The organism is Pantoea sp. X-Soil-ISGK-285 (assembly GCF_059730815.1).
On record NZ_AP035938.1, the window covers coordinates 1273269 to 1291852 of the forward strand.

Annotated in this window: 23 protein-coding genes; 15 read left to right on the forward strand and 8 right to left on the reverse strand. The window is 53.9% G+C overall.

The features are described 5' to 3' along the window. Positions 1–48: 48 nt before the first annotated feature. Positions 49–414: a VOC family protein gene (locus tag AC6I8B_RS05960; protein WP_029519300.1), complete on the reverse strand. Its 366-nt coding sequence runs from the start codon at positions 412–414 to the stop codon at positions 49–51. A 57-nt stretch (positions 415–471) separates the two neighbouring features. Between AC6I8B_RS05960 and AC6I8B_RS05965 the strand changes: the two genes are divergently transcribed. The 9 genes from AC6I8B_RS05965 (at position 472) to idi (ending at position 8414) form a co-directional block, all read left to right on the forward strand. Then, complete coding sequence (locus tag AC6I8B_RS05965; RefSeq protein ID WP_157351745.1) at positions 472–1188, forward strand: helix-turn-helix transcriptional regulator; 717 nt, start codon at positions 472–474, stop codon at positions 1186–1188. A 253-nt stretch (positions 1189–1441) separates the two neighbouring features. Beyond that, complete coding sequence (locus AC6I8B_RS05970; RefSeq protein ID WP_332837828.1) at positions 1442–2023, forward strand: DUF6886 family protein; 582 nt, start codon at positions 1442–1444, stop codon at positions 2021–2023. 233 nt (positions 2024–2256) lie between these two features. Beyond that, complete coding sequence (locus tag AC6I8B_RS05975; protein WP_052270839.1) at positions 2257–2817, forward strand: hypothetical protein; 561 nt, start codon at positions 2257–2259, stop codon at positions 2815–2817. A 189-nt stretch (positions 2818–3006) separates the two neighbouring features. Next, positions 3007–3312 carry an EexN family lipoprotein gene (locus tag AC6I8B_RS05980; RefSeq protein ID WP_416046259.1) on the forward strand — a complete coding sequence of 102 codons (306 nt, stop codon included), beginning with the start codon at positions 3007–3009 and terminating at the stop codon, positions 3310–3312. Positions 3313–3491: 179 nt separating this feature from the next. Further along, positions 3492–3977, forward strand: a complete 486-nt coding sequence (locus AC6I8B_RS05985; RefSeq protein WP_157351747.1) for a DUF2778 domain-containing protein — start codon at positions 3492–3494, stop codon at positions 3975–3977. Positions 3978–3979: 2 nt separating this feature from the next. Next, the gene (locus AC6I8B_RS05990) at positions 3980–4207 is read left to right on the forward strand and encodes a hypothetical protein (RefSeq protein WP_157351749.1); all 228 of its coding nucleotides are present in this window, start codon (positions 3980–3982) and stop codon (positions 4205–4207) included. A 330-nt stretch (positions 4208–4537) separates the two neighbouring features. Then, on the forward strand, positions 4538–5647 hold the full coding sequence (locus AC6I8B_RS05995) for a suppressor of fused domain protein (protein WP_497817611.1): 1110 nt from the start codon (positions 4538–4540) through the stop codon (positions 5645–5647). A gap of 191 nt (positions 5648–5838) precedes the next feature. Beyond that, a complete protein-coding gene (locus AC6I8B_RS06000; RefSeq protein WP_022625996.1) occupies positions 5839–7734 on the forward strand; it encodes a methyl-accepting chemotaxis protein in 1896 nt (631 codons plus the stop codon). 146 nt (positions 7735–7880) lie between these two features. Continuing rightward, complete coding sequence (idi, locus tag AC6I8B_RS06005; protein ID WP_157351751.1) at positions 7881–8414, forward strand: isopentenyl-diphosphate Delta-isomerase; 534 nt, start codon at positions 7881–7883, stop codon at positions 8412–8414. Positions 8415–8746: 332 nt separating this feature from the next. Here idi and yidD read toward each other — a convergent pair whose 3' ends face one another. The 5 genes from yidD to AC6I8B_RS06030 form a co-directional block, all read right to left on the reverse strand. Next, positions 8747–8932 (reverse strand): membrane protein insertion efficiency factor YidD, encoded by a 186-nt coding sequence (gene yidD, locus AC6I8B_RS06010; RefSeq protein ID WP_157352830.1) that lies wholly within the window; start codon positions 8930–8932, stop codon positions 8747–8749. A 22-nt stretch (positions 8933–8954) separates the two neighbouring features. After that, positions 8955–9197, reverse strand: coding sequence for a DUF4177 domain-containing protein (locus AC6I8B_RS06015; protein ID WP_198346842.1), 243 nt, complete (start codon positions 9195–9197; stop codon positions 8955–8957). A gap of 819 nt (positions 9198–10016) precedes the next feature. Next, complete coding sequence (nadS, locus tag AC6I8B_RS06020) at positions 10017–10310, reverse strand: NadS family protein (RefSeq protein WP_010669711.1); 294 nt, start codon at positions 10308–10310, stop codon at positions 10017–10019. After that, positions 10310–10621, reverse strand: coding sequence for a type II toxin-antitoxin system RelE/ParE family toxin (locus tag AC6I8B_RS06025; RefSeq protein WP_010669712.1), 312 nt, complete (start codon positions 10619–10621; stop codon positions 10310–10312). Before AC6I8B_RS06025 ends, nadS begins: the two co-directional genes overlap by 1 nt. Before the next feature lie 178 nt (positions 10622–10799). Further along, a complete protein-coding gene (locus tag AC6I8B_RS06030) occupies positions 10800–12275 on the reverse strand; it encodes an MFS transporter (RefSeq protein ID WP_010669713.1) in 1476 nt (491 codons plus the stop codon). A 306-nt stretch (positions 12276–12581) separates the two neighbouring features. On the opposite strand from AC6I8B_RS06030, the gene osmF reads away from it, so the two are divergent. From osmF to AC6I8B_RS06050, 4 genes are read left to right on the forward strand one after another with little or no spacing between them, the layout of a single operon-like run. Then, positions 12582–13493 (forward strand): glycine betaine ABC transporter substrate-binding protein OsmF, encoded by a 912-nt coding sequence (gene osmF, locus AC6I8B_RS06035; RefSeq protein ID WP_050679471.1) that lies wholly within the window; start codon positions 12582–12584, stop codon positions 13491–13493. A gap of 3 nt (positions 13494–13496) precedes the next feature. Continuing rightward, the gene (locus AC6I8B_RS06040) at positions 13497–14672 is read left to right on the forward strand and encodes an ABC transporter permease (protein WP_157351753.1); all 1176 of its coding nucleotides are present in this window, start codon (positions 13497–13499) and stop codon (positions 14670–14672) included. Then, positions 14665–15612 (forward strand): ABC transporter ATP-binding protein, encoded by a 948-nt coding sequence (locus tag AC6I8B_RS06045; protein WP_010254263.1) that lies wholly within the window; start codon positions 14665–14667, stop codon positions 15610–15612. Before AC6I8B_RS06040 ends, AC6I8B_RS06045 begins: the two co-directional genes overlap by 8 nt. After that, positions 15600–16331 carry an ABC transporter permease gene (locus AC6I8B_RS06050; RefSeq protein WP_497817612.1) on the forward strand — a complete coding sequence of 244 codons (732 nt, stop codon included), beginning with the start codon at positions 15600–15602 and terminating at the stop codon, positions 16329–16331. Before AC6I8B_RS06045 ends, AC6I8B_RS06050 begins: the two co-directional genes overlap by 13 nt. On the opposite strand, the gene AC6I8B_RS06055 is transcribed toward AC6I8B_RS06050, so the two are convergent. Together AC6I8B_RS06055 and AC6I8B_RS06060 are read right to left on the reverse strand one after the other, a co-directional pair. Continuing rightward, on the reverse strand, positions 16312–16419 hold the full coding sequence (locus AC6I8B_RS06055; RefSeq protein ID WP_010254271.1) for a YohO family small membrane protein: 108 nt from the start codon (positions 16417–16419) through the stop codon (positions 16312–16314). The genes AC6I8B_RS06050 and AC6I8B_RS06055 overlap by 20 nt on opposite strands. Before the next feature lie 87 nt (positions 16420–16506). Beyond that, positions 16507–17241, reverse strand: a complete 735-nt coding sequence (locus AC6I8B_RS06060; protein ID WP_010254274.1) for a MerR family transcriptional regulator — start codon at positions 17239–17241, stop codon at positions 16507–16509. Positions 17242–17390: 149 nt separating this feature from the next. Between AC6I8B_RS06060 and AC6I8B_RS06065 the strand changes: the two genes are divergently transcribed. After that, positions 17391–17954, forward strand: coding sequence for a helix-turn-helix domain-containing protein (locus AC6I8B_RS06065; RefSeq protein WP_060679816.1), 564 nt, complete (start codon positions 17391–17393; stop codon positions 17952–17954). Then, positions 17951–18469, forward strand: a complete 519-nt coding sequence (locus AC6I8B_RS06070; protein WP_033785504.1) for a GNAT family N-acetyltransferase — start codon at positions 17951–17953, stop codon at positions 18467–18469. Before AC6I8B_RS06065 ends, AC6I8B_RS06070 begins: the two co-directional genes overlap by 4 nt. Positions 18470–18584 lie beyond the last annotated feature (115 nt).

Genomic DNA, 18584 nt, shown 5'->3' on the forward strand with positions numbered 1-18584 from the left:
CCAGAAGCGAATGCGTCAGGTTCAAAAATGGGAGGTAAGCGTTTTAACTTATTCGTCCGGGATACATACCCGGATACGGTGCCCGTCAGGATCAAGCGCAACGAACGTCTTGCCAAAAACAGCATGTTTGGGCTCCTGTTCTATCTGCACACCGCTCTCTGACCATTGCTGATAAAGCACATCAACCTCCTGAATATCTTTCACCATAAAACTTAATTCAGTTCGGCTACCTACACCGCAGGATACAAAGTCACTCGCTGTCGTTGACCATAGTCCAAGGTTCAGGCCGTTATTAAAGGAAAAAGCCACCCACGTCGGAAGCATCACGTCTGGTTCTGTATTGAATAGCTTCTGGTAAAAACCACTGCTGACAATCGGATTATCAACATAAAGAATGATCAGGTTAGGTATCATGAGTCTCTCACGCCAAAAAGAATGAGACTTCACTATTGCAGGGAGCATTGACAGAACATGTCAGCATCAGGACCGAAACGAGCAGAACGCCTTCTCAATCTTCTGCAGATTTTTTATCAGCATCGCTATCCGATAAGCGGCCACAGTCTGGCTGAAGAACTTTCAATCAGTCTTCGTACACTTTACCGTGATATTGGCGCACTACGCGCTCAGGGTGCCGACATTCAGGGTGAGGCTGGCACAGGATATATCCTTTCCCGGAGCCATCATTTACCGCCGGTGATGTTTACCCCCGAACAGCTCGATGCACTGGCGCTCGGTTTACGCTGGGTAGCCACATATGGTGATAAGGGCATTGCTAAAGCGGCTTCAGAGGTAACGGGGAAAGTCCGCCACGGTCTTCCGCCACAGTTACAGACACTGTTTGATGACTCGACATTATTGGTGGGAAAGAGACAGGAAGCTCATCACTACTTTGAAAACCTGGGCGTTGTTCGAAGCGCCATCAGGTGGAGGCGTAAAATCCGTGCAGGTTATACAGACAGACTCGGTAATATGAGTGAAAGAACGATATGGCCTTTCGCGCTGGGTTACTTCTCCGGCGCTATTGTGCTTGCTGCATGGTGTGAAGAACGTAACGACTTCCGTCATTTCGACGTAACGCGATTAAAATCTCTTCAGTACCTGCAGGAAGGATATCCTCATTCCCGGCATAGCTTACTCCGTATATGGCGTAATGCAGGTCTGGATAACATCGTTCCCACGCGTAGCTGAAATGGATATGATTGCCCCAGAAAATCCAGGCTGTTCTTATCTATAAATATATCCGCTCTTCGCTCATAGCGGACGTTCATCTGACTCCATCCGCTTTGTGCCAGTAGCGGACATCTCACATATCCACATTCGCATATGATCCGCTGCGGCCTACTTCAAGGAAATTAAGCTAAGTAACATTCATATGGATGACACTTTAGATACTCAAAATGATTTATTCGGAATATTGGATACATTTTGAATGGAGCCTTAAGTGCGTCTTTTTCATTTCAGCGATAGTCCTGATATCAGCATATTCAAACCTCGCCCAATAAGGGTTCATGTCGACAGGCCTGCTGGACAAGAGTGGTTAAATGGGTCACTGGTATGGGCTACTGATGAAGCTCACGAATTACTTTATCTTTTCCCTCGGGAGTGCCCGCGCATCGTATTTTGGCCACTACCTGATACAAACAGAGTGGACCTTGAACAATGGATGGGAAACAACTCACATGCTACTGCCATTGCCTGCATCGAGCATGCATGGCTATCACGCTTTCAAAATGGAAAAGTTTACAGATATGAATTGCCTGTAGATCACTTTGAGCCAACGGGAGAGGTCGGTATGTGGGTATCCCGGACAAACGTTATCCCAACTGGCTTGAAGGTAATTTCAAACCTGGATGCTGAACTTATATCAAGGAATATCACGCTTCGTGTAATGGAGAGACTCACGCCACTCAAAAGTATATGGCTGACATCGCTTCATGCTAGCGGCATTAGATTGAGAAACGCACAAGACTGGGGAAAACCAGGCTGGACGCATTCGAAACCGGGCCGCCAGGTTATCGTTTAAATTTATAATTGATAAGTTAGGCCTTTGAGCAAACGTCAGTGATGTCCGCCTCTCGCTCACAGCGGACCTTCAACTCAATTAGTTCGTCCGCTATGTGCCAGGAGCGGACGTGGCTAACATCGGAATGACTAATCTGCGGGGCTGGTCAGCACATATGACAACGTATGACGCTGTCGTGACCTCAGCTTGTAAAGTTGTATGAGTTGTTCTGCATTTCACACTTGGGATAGTCAGTGACATTACAAGCGACCTATATTGAACAGCTTACGCCCGGCGCTGAAACGGAAGGTGTTTCGATCATCGACGTCAATCCTTTTGGCTCTAAGGGGGAAAAGGATCGGCGACTGCTAATCAGAAACGACGGTGAGCCCCTTCTGATTTTACAGTTATATATACGTGCAGATGAGGATGGCTGGCTTATTTCCAGCGCCTTTTCTGATTTTCTCCTCAATGAATCCCACGTGGCTATCATTTGTGGGGACTATTTTCATGTTTTTGACATAGCCACACACGCGTTCAGAAGCCATCCACTAGGTGATTACGTCGGCCATATTTATTCAGTGCCTGACATCCATACTGACAAGCTACATGATCGGGTTTTGGTTGCAACTTACTGCCACGTTTTTCTGATGGATATTGCTGCAGGCATTCTCTGGAAATCCAGGCAGTGCGCCATTGATGGTGTAATCATAACATCAATAGAGAATGATACCGTGCTTGGCCAAGGAGAGTGGGACCCGCCAGGAGGCTGGGAATCTTTTAAGCTCGATCTTAAAACGGGTATCCTGATTTGAAAAAGGAGTTACCCTCACAGTAATTGCTAAAAGCGGATTTTGCTAGCATCGCAATATCATAATTTATGGGGACAAGTCAGGTTGACCTGCTCCCATTTGATTAATACACCTAGGTTTAACTAGCTCTTCATGGTACTGAGAACAACCGCTAAGTCTGCTTCTCGCTCATAGCGGACATTGTTTTTGACAGTGCCTGCTTCATCCGCTCGAGCGCACTACTGCTCTATAACTGCAGTCGCAATTAATTCTCTAAAGGGAGATCTGACGAAAGCAGAACTGCTTTCACTGGTTTTGCTGGCCACCACGCTGCTTACCTGTTGCGATGCTGGCGCGAAGAGTATTGATTGGTATAAAGCGCATGACGCGGAGCGCGAAGCTAAATATGAAGAATGCACGAAAGCCTCTGATCCACGCGGTACCGAAGACTGCCGCAATGCCATTGATGCCACTGTCTACGGCGGCTCTTTTACAAAGAGTCCTAATAAAAGTAGGTAAATTCAGGCGAGCCGCCGCCTGGCGGTTTTTTTTGCCCTTCTGCGGGAACAGGTAACGTCCCTCCAGTCAGCCACTCAAAGGCAGATGCCGGGCACAATTGACATTGCACTACCAAAAGGCAATGGTTATTTTAGAATCAAGTGGATCTACTATATTCGCACATAAGGAATGGAGTTCTCATGTCATATAGCTGCTATTTACTTCTCAATCGGCGTGAAATGACCAGCCTGAGCTGCCCTGGTATTGGTGCATTTCCTGCTTTTTCTGGTCAAAAAGAAGGCCGCAATAATCCTGAAAAAACAAACGTACCTGATATAGGCCCAATAGTTCGTGGCCGTTACTTTATTGTAGAACGACCTTCAGGTGGAAGATTGGGGCCGTTTAGAGAACGCTTGTTGAAAGACATATACGGTACGGATCGTTCAACATGGTTTGGACTATTTCGTGACGATGGAAAAATCGATGACTACACGTTTGTACAAGGCATCAGGCGGGGTAATTTCCGTCTGCACCCTATTGGGCCATTAGGGCTGAGTGAAGGCTGCATCACACTTCAGCATCCTCTTCAGTTCAATTACATGCGCGACATGTTCCTTAAATCTGGCCCAACGCTTAACATCCCAGGCAGCCAGCTCAAAGCCTATGGAACGGTAAAGGTATACTAACGATGCGCTTTATTTTAACTATTTTTCTGTTTGTTTTTTGTGCGATTTCTATTTCAAAAGCTATTGCTGTAATCGTGCCGGTAACATTCTTTTATGCCATCGCAGGTTTTTTCAATATTAATGGCGATGAGGCAACTCTCGACTTTGTACTTACAGCCAACATCCTTATTTCTATCATTATGTCTGTTGCGCTTTTATGGTTGCTGAAAGGTTTTTTCAAAAAGCATTAAACAGGACGATATGAGTACCATGGATTAGAGAAGTCAGTCTGCTAACCATAGTGAACGCTACAATCAACACCGTATCCGGTTAACTTTATGGGGCAGTGCATCGCGCTCCTTCGCTGCATCCACCCGTTACTGTAAGAGCATTATCAGACCGTGATGGTATGAGTATGCTGCCAGATGGGCCTCTGCTCCCGCCAATTGCGCCTGCTGTACTCTTCACCACCCCTCCAACCTCCACACTTTGAGACTATTACCCTTGTCTCAGATAGCCGCAGCCAGGATCCTGCTCTATTCTCGGGGAAAATGGATTCCTCCAGGCTTTGTCGAGGCACTATGACGTACAAATCCCTGATTGCTGAAGTCCACAATCAGCTGCGCACCCTGACCGCCATTGTCGAACAGGATGAGCGCACTGCCTATTTTTACATCTGGCCAACCGACCTGTTCCGCAGCCAGTATGCGGTACGCGGCTGCTGGCTACGAAACCTGCTGCCGGCACCGGCGCAGGAAGATCGCGAGGCGATGGAGCAGGGCATAGCGCCGCTGCTCAGCGCCGAGTATTGCCGTAATCTGGAAGCGGAACCCGCGCTGGATCCAGCCGGTCTGCAGGTGCTATGGGAGCCGAGCGATGATGGCGCGGCGCTGTGGTACTACGGCCAACTGCTGGCGGTGATCCCCGGCTGGAGCCTCTATCAGGAGAAGCAGGTGAGCTTCTCTGCAGGCTGCATCAAAAAGAACCGGCTGACGGCACCGCTGGGGTCGGCATCAACCAATGACTACTACGCCCGTGCGGAGCATCAGCGTCAGTTCTGGCGCGAATGGCACGACGGCAGCGAGTGGGATAAGGTGCAGAACGATCTGATGGCCTGCTATCAGGCGCGCTTTGGCGAGTCAGTGAAGTATTACGCTATCGATCAGGGCAGCTGGCCGCCGATGGCGATCTCCCAGCACTGGCATCAGGGCGTCTGGTATTTCCTGACCATCGGCATGAGCATCCGGCCGATGCCGCAGGTCGATTATCTGTTTGATGAGCTGGCGCCGCAGTATCGTCGCATTGAACTCGGCATGGCGGTTGACGGTGAGGTCATGACCGAAGGCAACGCGGTGCAGATGGCCAGCGCGCTGGCGGAGTTCGTGCATCTGCCGTGGGCGCGGCTGACCTGGCTGGGCGAGGGCCATACGCTGGCGTCGGAAGTGGCGCCGGTCGGCTTTGAAAGCTTCCTGCTCGCCAATGAGCTGGCAACCGAACAGGCGCAGTTCTCGTTGCCAAAACGCGACGGCGACCGTCCGACTCTGCTCTGGACTACGCCGATTACGGAAGCGGAGCGGCAGTTCGCCCAGGCGGATGAACATGGCGGTCAGAAGTTACGGGAATTGTTAACGGCGGATGGCAATAATCACATCTTCCGTCCGCGCCAGCAGGTCGTCAGTTCAGAAGAGTAGGCCAGCAATAGTGCGCCTGTTCGCCCATTCCCCGGCGCCCGCCGGGGAAGTGATAGTTCCGCTCTGAAATTAAATTTTTACAAAAATCAAACATTTCTCAAATATGTGATCCTGCTCATCTCAAGTTCCCGCTTGCCGCGCCGTTAAACCCGATCAGGCAATCGCGCCGCACCAGGTTCAGGGGAACGAAGATGTTTAAAACAACACAATCCCGCTTCACCGCAACAATGATCGCGTTCTTTGTTGCGCTTTTACTCGTTACAGTCTGGGTTATTAATCAGTTTGTCGCGCCACAGCTGGTCGATAGCGAAAGCCGTCTGGTTCGCTATCAGGTGGATTCGCTGGCTTCCGGTATCGTTGAACAGATGAACCGCGTTCAGGCCCAGCAGCGCGCCATTACCGAAGCCGCATCTGTCATGGACAGCGCCACCATCGACACCCTGTTACCGACGCTGGTTAACCAGTATCAGGACAGCAATGTGTTTGGTGGCGGGATCTGGCCACTGCCAAACCGTCGTGATCCAGCCAAAGAGAAGGACAGCAGCTTCTTTGCCCGTAATGCCAGCAATGAACTGCAGGTGAACACTTACTGGAACTCCGACGCGGCTGACAAATACTGGGAGCAACCCTGGTACAAAGATGGCATGGCCGCTCCGAAAGGCCAGTGTGCCTGGGCAAAAGCCTATCAGGATGCCGCCAGTCCGCAGCCGCGCACCAACTGTGCTATGGCCATCTACAAAAACGGCACGGCGTGGGGTGTCGCCACCATCGACGTGACGCTGGGGTTCTTTAACCAGCTGGCGAAGCAGATGGGTGAAACCATTCAGGGCAACGTCCTGATCGTCGAAGCCGACGGTAAAGTCGTGGGCAATGGCGCACTGGTGAATGCCGCACCGAAGCTCGAAAACCTGGCTGACGTACAGATGCCGATGGCAGCACCGCTGAAAACGCTGCTTAACGGTGTTGGCAATCAGCCGCTGGAAACCACCTATGACAGCAGTGAAGGCGAGCAGACGCTGTTCGTGCAGGCCATTCCTGGCAGCCCGTGGTATCTCGCCAGCAGCCTGCCAACCAGCCTGCTGAAAGCGCAGTCTCACAACATGCTGACCCGCCTGGGTCTGGTGCAGATCCCTCTGGCGGTAATCCTGCTGCTGGTGTCGCTGGGCTTTGTCCGCGCCATGATGAAACGTCTTAACGTGCTGAACAGCAACATCGAAGCGCTGTCGACCGGTGGTGCGGATCTGACTCAGCGTCTGCCAGCCAGCAACAGCCCGGAGTTCAACGCCGTCGCGCAGAGCTTTAACCAGTTCATCAGCTATCTGCAGGGGCTGCTCCAGCAGGTGGGCGACAGCGCGCTGGCGATCACCGCCGCGTCGCGTGAAATTGCCAGCGGCAACGCTAATCTCTCCTCCCGTACCGAAGATCAGGCCAGCTCGATTGTAGAAACGGCCGCGTCGATGGAGCAACTGACCGGCACCGTGCGTCAGAACGCCGACAACGCGACTCACGCTAACCAGCTGGCGGGTGATGCCTCGCAGGTGGCCGCACGTGGCACTGAAGTGGTCCGTCAGGTGGTCACCACCATGGGCGAGATTCATCACTCATCCCGTAAAGTGGTCGATATCATCAGCGTGATCGACAGCATCGCATTCCAGACCAATATCCTGGCGCTGAACGCCGCAGTAGAAGCCGCACGGGCCGGTGAACAGGGTCGCGGTTTTGCGGTGGTGGCATCAGAAGTGCGCAACCTGGCACAGCGTTCAGCCAACTCGGCGCGTGAGATTAAAAAGTTAATCGAAGAGTCGGTGGCGAACATCGATACCGGCAGCGCGCTGGTCGAGCAGGCGGGTCAGACCATGGATGAGCTGATGAAGGGCGTGAGCAGTGTGACAACGCTGATGAGTGAAATCATGTCAGCCAGCCGCGAACAGAGCCTGGGCATCGAACAGGTTAACGTTGCGATTACCCAGCTGGATGGCACCACACAGCAGAACGCCGTGCTGGTGGAGCAGGTTTCTGCTGCCGCGCAGGCGATGGAATCGCAGAGCACCCAGCTTGAGCGGGTGGTTCAGAGCTTCCGACTGTAATCCCTCTTCAGGCCAGCCTTGCTGGCCTGATTTTCTCTCTGCTTCATCCGCTTATCTCCGCCTGACCCGGGTAAAAAATCCTCGATGATCCGCCCAAACCGATAATTCTGTGCCAGAATAGTTGGGAATAATCTCAAGGAAACGCCATGTCTGCTATTGAAGTTATCCTCGTTGACCACCTCGATCGTCCCACCGGCAAGATGGAAAAGCTGGAAGTGCATGAAAAAGGATTACTGCACCGCGCGGTGACGGTCTACGTCTTCAATTCCCGGCAGGAGCTGTTGCTACAACGGCGTGCCAGCGATAAATATCATTGTGGTGGCTTGTGGAGTAATACCTGCTGTGGTCATCCTTATCCCCATGAATCAACCCGCGACGCCGCCGAGCGCCGCTTGCGTGAAGAGATGGGGATGGTGGTGACGCTGACGCCGGTGTTTGAGCTGAGCTACAACCTGAAACTGAGCAATGGCCTGACTGAACATGAGTATGGTCACGTCTTCTTTGCCGTCTGCGACAGCCTGCCGCAGCTGAATCCGCAGGAAGCGGATGCCTGGGATTATCGCCCGATGGCGCTGATTGAGCAGCAGATGCAGATGCAGCCACAGCAGTTCACACCGTGGTTTTTGCATACTTTCCCGCGCATCCCGGACTATCTGGAGCAGTTTCCTTTCCCGGCATAAAAATGCTTTGAGGTGAGTAGTATATCCCGCTGCTCTCGGAATAGCAGGTTCGGAGTTTCGGGCGGAAATCGGCTTGTGCGTGATTGTCTGGTCAGACAATCAGTAAATATTGATGACCAGAACTATTAGGTCTCATACGGACGGTGGGAAAAAGCCCCTGACAGTAATACCGCGCTCATTTAAAAGATGCGTATGGATGAAAGGATTTACGTGACTTATTATTATCGCTCTGAAGGTGCTTGCTGAGCAGCTTCAGATTTGCTTACCCAATTCGAATTGCATATGTGAATAAGGTCACCAGCATACTCTCGGTGACCTTTATGATTTTTGGCTTACCTGTGCGGAGGGTAATCAATCCCGCAATTAGGTGGCCGACAGCGGTAGATTCTCTGTAACCCCAGTTTCCATCCCGTAATAAAGCCAAAGCGTTTTAGCGCTATCAGGGTGTACTTAGAGCAAGAAGGAGTGTGACGACAGCGATTTCGGATATTCATCGGTGCATATGTCCGATACAACATGACGAATCGAATACTGAGCCACTTAAGCACTTGCAACTTCTTTTCTAAAGGTAATGACGTAATAGTGAGTCAATGTGGATTTATTTCCACCAAAGCAACCCGGCTGTTCATCTATACCGATGGTGTCAACACGGTGGAACTCCCAGCCTTCAGTAGCCCATGAGTTAACCTCTTGCTCCAGGTATGCTGCGGCAATTCCATTCTTGTTGTCTTTTGCCTTGACTGAAATGTTGGGTGGAATCTGAACCATCTTATATGTGTACATTTAAACTCCTTTTCGTTGTGGTGAATTCTGATGGTAAAGCCAAACGCAATTACACTCAAACAGATTATAACACCTGTAGGCGAGTATAATTGACAGTGAAATATATCAAAGTCTGAAATATGTTGATTCAGAACGCTATTTTTGAAGTTTTAATCTTAAGCGACCTAACGGACGCTTTAACACCCGTCGCCAGTTTTAGAATACTATCTAAAATGTCAGGTTATTGTAAAAGTCGCACATGTGATCTTACCAGAAAAATCATTTTTTTCAGTTCTTTATCCTTAATTTTCTCCAACCGGATTCCATAAATTTATGGATTTATTGTATATGCAGATTTGCCACGCCTCATGTTGTCTCTGATGGGGATATTTTCGATTGCAATAATTCAGGTGAGTTATTTTTTTGATGCAACAGTTTTATAGGCAGCTCAAAAAAGAATAATAAAATGATTTTTGGAAAAATGACCGGTATCATAAAATCTTAAATTTCGGAGATCATAATAAGGAAGCTGGCGGGTCAGGTGAATAAACTGGCCGCAATGACGAGCATTGCGAGAGAAGATCGGTGTGGTATGTCCTCAATCATAGCAACAGCCTCTACTTCTTTCTCATGCAGATCGAACGAATTGCTGAGAAATAAACAGCTACAGATAGCTTAGCTAAATCTGTTCGTACATATCGCATGTTTTATCATCTGCAATATTGAGCGATTTGAGAATTTCTTTTGCCTTTGGCTCTGATGCCTGCTTCGTGCTCTAAAAGCCTATTGCTCCCGCTCTTTATCCCTGCTAACCGGCACAAAGGCCGGTTTCTTCAATGATTATTTATCAGCAAGCGCTGGGATCACATGCTGCGGATCGCGTTCTATGGCCCGGAGTAAAGCTTTAGCCGGGCCGGTTGGCTCACGTCGTCCCTGTTCCCAGTTTTTTAGCGTGTCTACATTCACGGAAATCAGCTTAGCGAACCCGCTTTGCGAAAGACCAGTAGCGTTTCTGATAGCTTTGACTTTAACCGCAGTGACTGTGCTTTCGCGGGCAGGTGCTCGGGAGCCTTCGACGATCTCATTCATCTGAGTCATGCTTTCTTTCAAACGCTCAAACAGTTTTTTGTCCATTACCAGCCCTCGTTCAACGCCCTTAACAGATGTTTTTCATCCTCGGATAAATCATCCTGGACGCCTTTTTTATAAATCAGCAACAGCCTGATTTGTGATTCAGAGACTTTGTAATAGTAAATCACCCGAACGCCGCCACGCTTACCTTTGCCTTTGGCCGCCCAGCGAACTTTACGCAGGCCACCCGTATTCTGGATAACATCACCCCAGCCTGGATTGTCAGCCATGAATTGTTGAAACTCGCGATATTCATCATCGCTGAGTAGTTCCTTTACATCTTCCGTGAATACAGGAGTCTCAATGAATAACATGTCTGTACGTCATTGGCGTAGGGTAGAGTCATATTATCATGCAAGGAGGGTAAGTCAATGGCGTACAGTGAGGTGCGTAATCGCCCGCGCTGAGCATGCCTTAGAGGGCATTTTTTGCGTCTTTGCGGGGGGACTTTTGCTCCCTGAGTCGGTGCGCTATCCACGTCCTGACCATTGATTATCGCTGCAGCTCGAAATCTTCCGCATCCACATCATAACCCGACGGTTCCCAGCGGATCGCCAGCAGCGCCAGCAGGCCCGCCAGTGGTGCCAGGAAGATCACCCAGAACACGCCGGTGCCCAGCGCCGCGACCAGCACCGGAAACAGAAACAGCGAAACGGTAGAGCTGCCGCGCATCAGCGTCTGGTTAAAGCCGACACCCACGCCGCGCAGCGACGTCGGGTAGCTCAGCGAAGCAAAAGTCATGGTATGGGAGCCAGGCCCGAATCCCTGTCCAAACAGGAACAGCGCCAGCATGCCGATCGCCAGCGCGGCTTCCTGGCCGCCTTCCGGACGACCAATCAGCGCCAGCCCGAGCAGCGCCACGCACTGACAGGCATAACCCGCCACCGACATCTTCCACGCTCCGAGGCGCGGCACCAGCCGCACCGCCAGTATCCCGCCGACAAAGGCGAACAGCAGATTCAGCGCCAGCGACACCAGAATGGTGGTAAGCATTGACTGGGCAAAGAAGCTGGAGATGATCACCGGCAAGCCAAACGCCACCGCGTTATAAGCAAAAGATGAGGCAATGGAAGTGATGGTCGCCAGCAATGTACGGCGGCGATAAACGCCCTGTAACAACGCACCATAGTTACGCCAGCTCGCCTTGCGCACCGGCATGGCAGGCGTCAGCGCGGCGTCGGGTGCCACCTGGGCATTAATACTCCACGCACTGCGTAAAATCGCCGCGGCACCTTTCAGGTCGCCCTGATTCGCCGCCCAAACCGGGGATTCGCTCATGTAACGGCTACGGATGGCGATGATGATAATCGCCGGAACGGCACCAAAACCAAGGATTAGACGCCAGAGCCAGTCGGTGTGGCTTTCGGGTAACACGGCATAGAGCAAGAGCACCAGCAGATAAGAGATGCTGATTGCCGCATACCAGGTTGGGCACCACATCGCCACGCTGGCCGCTTTATTTCCCTTGCCACGTAGTCTGGAAAACTCCGCCAGAAACGCCATCGCCACCGGCAGATCGATTCCGACTCCCAGACCCATCACAAAACGCGCGCCGGCCAGCACGTACTCATTGGGGGCAAACGCACAGGCGATAGCCGCCACCACGAAAAAGAACATATCGGCCATAAACACCCGATAACGGCCAATTTTATCCGTGAGATAGCCGCCGATCAGTGCGCCGATAATGGCCCCGAAGGTGATTGCCGAGGCGACCATGCCGGTGCCGGTCGGGGTGAGATTGAATTCGCGCGTGATGTCTTTGATGCCAAAGGCCAGCGCACCCAGGTCGTAGGCGTCAAGGAAGACGCCCCCCAGCGCAATCGCCACCACAATGCGGGCATTATTACGGGCGCTGTCGCCACTGTTCACTAATCGGGAGACGTCAGCTGCGCTGCGGATCCACTGTGTTTCGCCACCGGGCGAACTCCCTGCTGTTGCCACATGGGCGGAAGAGGTCAGGTCGGACATGATGTTGTGCGTCTTTTATTATAAAAACAGATTTCCGAGAATAGCCGTTTAGACGCCCAGACGTAAATTCCTTTAGGTTATATGAGATGAATTTATAATCTCAAATCGTTATCAATTTGCGATAAAGTCAGCTGCATCGCCGCTGCGCCAGGCTACGCTTTTAAGGCAGATAATTTCCGCTGCACGCCTTGCCAGCCTCCCGCAGAGTGGCAGGAGGGCAGCCTGAACGCGCAGGCGCACAACGCCTTGTTAATCATCACGCACGAACAAAACGTAAAAACAACACACTGCGATAAGGAAAAAGCCATGGTCAGAATTCGGGGTTGGATGGGCGTCAGCGCTTTGCTGCTCAGCATGGGGATAGCACAGGCGGCAGACCCGGTGCGGGTCGGCTCAAAAATTGATACCGAAGGATCACTGCTGGGCAATGTGATCCTTCAGGTGCTGGAAAAGCATGGGGTAAAAACCGTCAATAAAATTCAGCTCGGCACCACGCAGGTGGTGCGCGGTGCCATCACGGCGGGCGAACTTGATATTTATCCGGAATATACCGGCAACGGTGCATTTTTCTTCAATGATGAGAAAGACAGCGCCTGGAAAAATGCCGCCGAAGGCTACGAGAAAGTGAAGAAGCTGGATGCGGAGAAAAACCATCTGGTCTGGCTGACACCCGCTCCGGCTAATAACACCTGGACCATCGCTGTGCGAAAAGATCTGGCTGAAAAAAATCAGCTCAACTCTCTGGCGGACCTCAGCGCCTGGCTGAAAAAAGGCGGCACCTTCAAACTGGCGGCCTCAGCAGAATTTATTGAACGCAGCGATGCCTTACCCGCCTTTGAAAAAGCCTATGGCTTTGATCTCAAGCAGGACCAGCTGCTGTCACTGGCTGGCGGCGATACCGCTGTTACCATCAGCGCAGCGGCACAGCAGACTTCCGGCGTAAACGCGGCGATGGCGTACGGCACCGACGGTCCGGTAGCGGCATTAGGTCTGCAGACGCTCAGCGATCCTAAAGGGGTTCAGCCGATTTATGCACCGACGCCGGTGATCCGTGAATCGGTACTCAAAGCCTATCCAGAGATTGCAGAGTGGCTGAAGCCGGTGTTCAGCGCGCTTGATGAGAAGACACTGCAACAGCTCAACGCCAGAATCGCGGTCGACGGTCAGGATGCCAGCAGCGTAGCGACCGAATGGCTGCAGCAGAAAAAGCTGCTGTAACCGATGCAGATATCGCGGGAAGCGATAAGCCGTCCGGTTGAGCAGCCGGTGGCACTGCTGCTGCTGACGCTGCTGACTCTGGCGCTGGTGGCATTGCCGTTTCTGAACTTCGCCCCAAACCGTCTGGTGGCGGGTGAACCGCTGATGGGCTGGCAGATTAGCCGCTTCGGGCTGTTGCTGCTGCCGCTGTTGACGCTGTGGCTGCTGCTGTGGCGGCATCCGACCCGCATCACGCTGATGCTGGCGCTGCTGGCGGCAGAACTGATGCTGGCGGCGATCATCTGGCTCAGCGGTCATCAGGCCACTTTACTCAGCCAGCAGGGCAGCCGTCTGGCGCGCACCAGCTTTGCCAGCGGATTGTGGTGCAGCGGCGCGCTGATCCTGCTGCTGATCACCGATCAGGTGCGGCAACTGACCCGCCATCGGCTGGCACAGCTGCTGCTCAATCTGCAGGTCTGGCTGTTGCCGCTGCTGCTGCTGTTCAGTGGCCAGCTCAGCGATCTCTCCCTGCTGAAAGAGTATGCCAACCGCCACGCGGTGTTTGATGCCGCGCTGAGCCGTCATCTCACCCTGCTGGCGGGAACGGTGGTGCCTGCGCTGATGATTGCGCTGCCGCTGGGCGTCACACTGTTCAGGCGGCCTGGCTGGCAGGGCGGGGTGTTCGGCGTGCTGAATGTGATTCAGACTGTGCCCTCGGTGGCGCTGTTTGGTCTGCTGATTGCGCCGCTGGCCGGACTGGCTCAGCAGTTTCCGTGGCTCGGCGACTGGGGCATCAGCGGCATTGGGATGGCTCCGGCGCTGATCGCGCTGGTGCTTTACGCCCTGTTGCCGCTGGTGCGCAGCGTGGTGGTGGGGCTGCAACAGGTGCCGCACGAGGTGCGGGAGAGTGCACGCGGCGTCGGCATGAGTGGCTGGCAGCAGTTTATTGCGGTGGATGTGCCGCTGGCGCTGCCGGTCTGGCTGGCGGGCCTGCGGGTGGTGGTGGTGCAGACGCTGGGCATGGCGGTGGTCGCAGCGCTGATTGGCGCGGGCGGCTTTGGCGCGATTATTTTCCAGGGACTGTTAAGCAGTGCGCTTGATTTGGTGTTGCTGGGAGTAATTCCGGTGATTGCGCTGGCGGTGGTCATTGATGCGCTGTTCCGCCTGCTGATCTCACTGCTGGAGAGAAAAGATGATTGAGTTTGACGGCGTTTCCCGCGCGTTTAACGGTAAAGCGGCGGTGAAAGATCTGTCGTTACAGGTGGCGAAAGGGGAATTTTGCGTGCTGCTTGGCACCTCCGGTTCGGGCAAATCGACCACCCTGAAGATGATCAACCGGCTGGTGGAGTTTGACAGTGGTGAAATCCGCTTTGCCGGAGAGTCGATTCGCCAGCTCGATGCCCGCACGCTGCGGCGGCGCATGGGCTACGCCATCCAGTCGATTGGCCTGTTTCCGCACTGGACGGTGCGGAAGAATATCGCCACGGTGCCAGTGCTACTGGGCTGGCCCCGGGCACAGGTCAATGAACGTATCACGGCGCTGCTGGCGCTGCTGAATCTCGATGCGCAGCTGCTGGACCGCTATCCGCATCAGCTCTCGGGTGGGCAGCAACAGCGCATCGGCGTGGCGCGGGCGCTGGCGGCGGATCCGGAAGTGTTACTGATGGATGAGCCGTTTGGTGCACTCGACCCGGTGACGCGCGGGGTGCTGCAACAGGAGATGTTGCGCATTCATCAACTGTCGGGCCGCACCATCGTGCTGGTGACGCACGACATCGACGAAGCGCTGACGCTGGCGGACCGTATTGTGCTGATGGATAACGGCGAGATTGTTCAGCAGGGCAGGCCGGTGGAGCTGCTGACCCAGCCGAAAAATGATTTTGTGCGCGACTTCTTTGGCCGCAGCGAAATGGGAGTACGGCTGCTGTCGCTGGAGCAGGTTGGTAATGCCGTGCGGCGCGGCGAGTGGCTGCCGGGCGAACCGATAGCTGCGGCACTGACGCTGCGCGATGCCCTGTCGCAGTTTATCGCCCGGCGTACCGATAAACTGCCGGTCATTGACGATCAGCAGCGGCCGCTGGGCGTGCTCCACTTTGGCGATCTGCTGCAACTGCGCGAGGATTTAACATGCGCAGGCTAAGGGATCCGCTGCTGTGGCTGGTGCTGTTCTACGGCGCGCTGCTGACCCTGATGCCTTACAGCGGGCCGCTGTTTCACCGCTGCTTTCCCGAACTGGCGCGGCCACTCTATCAGCAGGAGAGCTTCTGGCAGCTGACGCTGGCGCATCTGTTTCTGGTGATCACCGCCAGCCTGCTGGCGATTGTGATTGGCATTGGCAGTGGTGTGTTGGTGACGCGGCGGGCGGGGCGGGCGTTCCGGCCGCTGATGGAAACCATTGTGGCGGCAGGGCAGACGATTCCGCCGGTGGCGGTGCTGGCAATTGCGGTGCCGGTAATGGGATTTGGGGCCTGGCCCGCAGTTGTGGCGCTGCTGCTCTATGGATTGCTGCCGATTTTACAGGGGACGCTGGCGGGTATTGATAGCGTACCGGCCAGCAGCCGGGAGATCGCCATCGGGGTCGGCATGAGTAGCTGGCAACGGCTGTGGCAGATTGAGCTGGCGCTGGCTGCGCCGGTCATCATCGCCGGGATACGCACCTCGGTGATCATCAACATCGGCACCGCTGCCATCGCCTCGACGGTCGGCGCGAAAAGTCTGGGATCGCCGGTGATTATCGGCTTAAGCGGCTTTAATACAGCCTATGTCATTCAGGGGGCATTACTGGTGGCGCTGCTGGCGATAGTCAGCGATCGCCTGTTTGAACGCCTGCAGCGCTGGCTTAGCGTGAGTGAACGATGAGAGAGTATCCCACCAGCATCAGACCGCCGGTGCCACCTGCCGCCATAATAAAAAACAGCGTGGCGAAGAAAGCTTTTTTACAGTTCATGGGTAAAACCTGAGCTCGTTAACAGTGAGGCGGGGATAATAGCGCGCGCAAGGCAGCAGGCAAAGTGCCCGGCGTGCGTTTTTGTTATCAGGCGGGGTCGTGCAACCGCACGGCATAGCCCTGTTCCTGCCAGTGTGACAGCTGTTCCTGCTGGCGGCGGGTCAGTTTTTTACCGGTAAAGACAAACATATTCATGCCGGGAAAGAGTTCAGGACGCGGTAAATCCAGCGGTTCTGCCAGCACATCAATCCGCCAGCCATGCTGCGACAGACGCCAGCCTTCCAGCCAGATGCGGGTACGATCGTCGATACCCCAGCCAATAATCAGCGCATCTTTACCCGATTTTTTGCGGCTGCCGGTCAGGCAGAACGCGACATAATCGATCAGCAAACCATCCAGCAGACTGCACATGGTGCGGGCGGTGTTCTGATCCAGACTCAGCTTCTGGCGCACCGGCATAAAAACATGGTCGATCAGCGCATCAATCGGATGTTCACGACCAATCGCGGCAATTTTATTACGAAGTTTAGCGGGTCTGACGTGACGCAGGACGCTGATCAGCTCATCCTGGAGTGTGGTCCAGCCGTCATGGGCATCTACATCGCCACCTTCCAGCAGTGCCTTAACTTTACCGACCGGCACGCCGCTTTCAATCCAGCGCATAATCTCTTCGATGCGATGAACATCCTCTTCGTCAAACTGACGATGTCCGCCTTCGGTACGTTGCGGCTTCAGTAAGCCATAACGACGCTGCCAGGCGCGCAGGGTGACTGGGTTTATGCCACAGCGCTCGGCGACGTCACCGATACTGTATAAGGTCATAAATTCCTCTTTCGATTGGTCTGAGTGCAATTACCATAACGAAGCCGACTAAGTTGTACAATACATTTCTCGATGTACAACTTGACTGATACGCCGTTTCTCCGTTATATCTCATATAAGAGAATTATTCCCAAATATGAGAAATCACCATGTCAGAGCTGAATACAGAGCAACGACTGGCGGTGAGGCTGGCAGAATTACGCCTGCAACGCGGCTGGTCGCTGGATGAACTTGCTGTCGCAACGGGCATCAGTCGTGCGTCATTATCGCGCATTGAGCGAAGCGAGACCAGCCCTACTGCTGCGCTGCTTAACCGTCTGTGTGTTGCCTACGGATTAACGATGTCGCGCCTGCTCAGTGAAGTGGAGGTTGAGTCCAGCCTGCTGATCAGAGATGACCAGCAGCCCGTGTGGCAGGATGAATCCAGCGGATTTATTCGCCGGAATGTCTCACCTCCTGCGCTTCATTTCCGATGCGAACTGGTTGAGGGCAAATTACGGCCTGGTGCACGTATAGATTACGATGCGCCACCCATTCAGGGTCTGGAGCAGCATATCTGGCTGCGCGAGGGCGGCCTCACTGTCACGATGGGGCCGCAGCAGTGGGCGCTGAAGCCCGGTGATTGCTTACGTTTTCATCTGGTCGGGAAATCGGCTTTTGAGGCGCACCTGACTGACGGCGCGCGCTATTTACTGGTGGTGGCGAAACCATGATCGATTACAGAATACTTCGCGCCGACGAAGCGCAACCGCAATTGGATGAACTCACAGCGGTGCTGCAGGGCTGTGTGGCAGACGGCGCCAGCGTCGGCTTTATTGATGCTGAAGACGAAGAGGTGATGACGCGATTCTGGCAGCAGCGGATTGCCGGTCTGGCAGACGGCGACAGCGAACTATTCGTTGCGCGGCAGCACGGTCGCATCGTGGGCACGGTCATTCTCAATGGCAGCGCCATGCCTAATGGCCGACACCGGGCGGAGATCAGCAAACTGCTGGTGCATCCGCAGGCGCGCCGTCAGGGCATCGCGCGTGAGCTGATGCAGCGCGCTGAGCAGCAGGCCCGTGCGCAGGGCAAAACGCTGCTGGTGCTGGATACGCGCAGCGGCGATGTCGCCAGCGATCTCTATCGCTCGCTGGGCTGGCAGGTGGCGGGGTCGATCCCGTTTTATGCCGAATCCACCGCGGGCGTGCTGGATGCCACCACCTATATGTACAAAGTGCTGGCGTAGCCAGCCGCTAGCTCATGCGGCTGGCCTTTCTTCGTGCCGGACCGGCCTGGGTTGACGGGCTGCCCGCACGACCCTGAAACGGGCAACTGCTGAAATTTACGACGTCGCACGAAAA

Excerpts from the sequence above, each read along its gene's own strand:
- AC6I8B_RS05960 (WP_029519300.1), bottom strand. The coding sequence starts at position 414 with ATGATACCTAACCTGATCATTCTTTATGTTGATAATCCGATTGTCAGC.
- AC6I8B_RS05965 (WP_157351745.1), top strand. The coding sequence starts at position 472 with ATGTCAGCATCAGGACCGAAACGAGCAGAACGCCTTCTCAATCTTCTG.
- AC6I8B_RS05985 (WP_157351747.1), top strand. The coding sequence starts at position 3,492 with ATGTCATATAGCTGCTATTTACTTCTCAATCGGCGTGAAATGACCAGC.
- AC6I8B_RS05990 (WP_157351749.1), top strand. The coding sequence starts at position 3,980 with ATGCGCTTTATTTTAACTATTTTTCTGTTTGTTTTTTGTGCGATTTCT.
- AC6I8B_RS05995 (WP_497817611.1), top strand. The coding sequence starts at position 4,538 with ATGACGTACAAATCCCTGATTGCTGAAGTCCACAATCAGCTGCGCACC.
- AC6I8B_RS06000 (WP_022625996.1), top strand. The coding sequence starts at position 5,839 with ATGTTTAAAACAACACAATCCCGCTTCACCGCAACAATGATCGCGTTC.
- idi (WP_157351751.1), top strand. The coding sequence starts at position 7,881 with ATGTCTGCTATTGAAGTTATCCTCGTTGACCACCTCGATCGTCCCACC.
- yidD (WP_157352830.1), bottom strand. The coding sequence starts at position 8,932 with ATGTTGTATCGGACATATGCACCGATGAATATCCGAAATCGCTGTCGT.
- AC6I8B_RS06015 (WP_198346842.1), bottom strand. The coding sequence starts at position 9,197 with ATGTACACATATAAGATGGTTCAGATTCCACCCAACATTTCAGTCAAG.
- nadS (WP_010669711.1), bottom strand. The coding sequence starts at position 10,310 with ATGGACAAAAAACTGTTTGAGCGTTTGAAAGAAAGCATGACTCAGATG.
- AC6I8B_RS06025 (WP_010669712.1), bottom strand. The coding sequence starts at position 10,621 with ATGTTATTCATTGAGACTCCTGTATTCACGGAAGATGTAAAGGAACTA.
- AC6I8B_RS06030 (WP_010669713.1), bottom strand. The coding sequence starts at position 12,275 with ATGTCCGACCTGACCTCTTCCGCCCATGTGGCAACAGCAGGGAGTTCG.
- osmF (WP_050679471.1), top strand. The coding sequence starts at position 12,582 with ATGGTCAGAATTCGGGGTTGGATGGGCGTCAGCGCTTTGCTGCTCAGC.
- AC6I8B_RS06040 (WP_157351753.1), top strand. The coding sequence starts at position 13,497 with ATGCAGATATCGCGGGAAGCGATAAGCCGTCCGGTTGAGCAGCCGGTG.
- AC6I8B_RS06045 (WP_010254263.1), top strand. The coding sequence starts at position 14,665 with ATGATTGAGTTTGACGGCGTTTCCCGCGCGTTTAACGGTAAAGCGGCG.
- AC6I8B_RS06050 (WP_497817612.1), top strand. The coding sequence starts at position 15,600 with ATGCGCAGGCTAAGGGATCCGCTGCTGTGGCTGGTGCTGTTCTACGGC.
- AC6I8B_RS06055 (WP_010254271.1), bottom strand. The coding sequence starts at position 16,419 with ATGAACTGTAAAAAAGCTTTCTTCGCCACGCTGTTTTTTATTATGGCG.
- AC6I8B_RS06060 (WP_010254274.1), bottom strand. The coding sequence starts at position 17,241 with ATGACCTTATACAGTATCGGTGACGTCGCCGAGCGCTGTGGCATAAAC.
- AC6I8B_RS06065 (WP_060679816.1), top strand. The coding sequence starts at position 17,391 with ATGTCAGAGCTGAATACAGAGCAACGACTGGCGGTGAGGCTGGCAGAA.
- AC6I8B_RS06070 (WP_033785504.1), top strand. The coding sequence starts at position 17,951 with ATGATCGATTACAGAATACTTCGCGCCGACGAAGCGCAACCGCAATTG.